Annotated in this window: 1 protein-coding gene and 1 pseudogene; both read left to right on the top strand. The window is 67.3% G+C overall.

The window, feature by feature from the left end; all coding sequences use genetic code 11:
- Positions 1-88, top strand: a pseudogene (locus IE252_RS42865) (IS5/IS1182 family transposase); the annotation flags it as partial.
- A 158-nt stretch (positions 89-246) separates the two neighbouring features.
- Positions 247-980 (top strand): IS256 family transposase (locus IE252_RS42870; protein ID WP_190094932.1); only part of this gene is annotated, 734 nt, incomplete at its 3' end.

Genomic DNA, 980 nt, shown 5'->3' on the forward strand with positions numbered 1-980 from the left:
ACTCCTCCGCAAACTACGCTGCTCGACCACCCGGATTACCAGCCTCGTCCAGGCCATCCTCACCCTTCATCTGACCTGTTCAGGGTGAAGATGGAAAAGGCTCAGTGCCAGTGGAGCTGGTGCCGCCGCCGGATGATCCTGACCCGCCGGATCCTCTCCCGCTGACGGGACTGTCCTGAAGTTTGTGTTTGGCCTGGTGTGAACCGAGTTGGCATGAGATGAGGTCTCTGCCGGGAAGGATCACAGATGGGCAGCAAGAACGAGCAGGGCGGCCCCCGCGAGAGCGAGCACCAGGTACGGACGGGGGCGGAGTTGGCACACGTGGCCGAGCAGAACCGTGGGTTGGCCCAGGAGTTGGTGGAGCGGGCCCGCCGGGACGGACTCCAGCTGGTGGGCGAGGGCGGCCTGTTGACCGGGCTGGTGAAGCTGGTCCTGGAGGGTGCGCTGGAGGCCGAGATGGCCGAACACCTGGGATACGAGAGGGGTGAGCGAGCGGGTGCCGGCGGCGGGAATGTCCGCAACGGCACCAGCCGCAAGACGGTCCTCTCGCAGGTCGGACCCGTTCAGATCGATGTTCCCCGGGACCGGGCGGGCAGCTTCGCCCCGCAGATCGTGCCCAAGCACGCCCGCCGGGTGGAGGGTTTCACCGAGACGATCGTGTCCCTCTATGCGAAAGGGCTCACCACCGGCGAGATCCAGGCCCACCTCGCGGAGGTCTACGACGTGGAGGTCTCCCGCGACCTGGTCTCCCGGGCCACCGCCCAGGTCACCGCCGACCTGGCCACCTGGCGCACCCGCCCGCTCGACCGCGTCTACGCTGTCCTGCTGATCGACTGCATCTACATCAAGATCCGCGACGGGGCGGTCGCCAACAAACCCGTCTACATCGCCGTCGGGATCAACCTGGAGGGCGACCGCGACGTCCTGGGCATGTGGGTCGGCACCGGCGGCGAGGGCGCCAAGCAGTGGATGGCCTGGCT

This window comes from Streptomyces melanogenes, assembly GCF_014649795.1.
Taxonomy (GTDB): domain Bacteria; phylum Actinomycetota; class Actinomycetes; order Streptomycetales; family Streptomycetaceae; genus Streptomyces; species Streptomyces noboritoensis.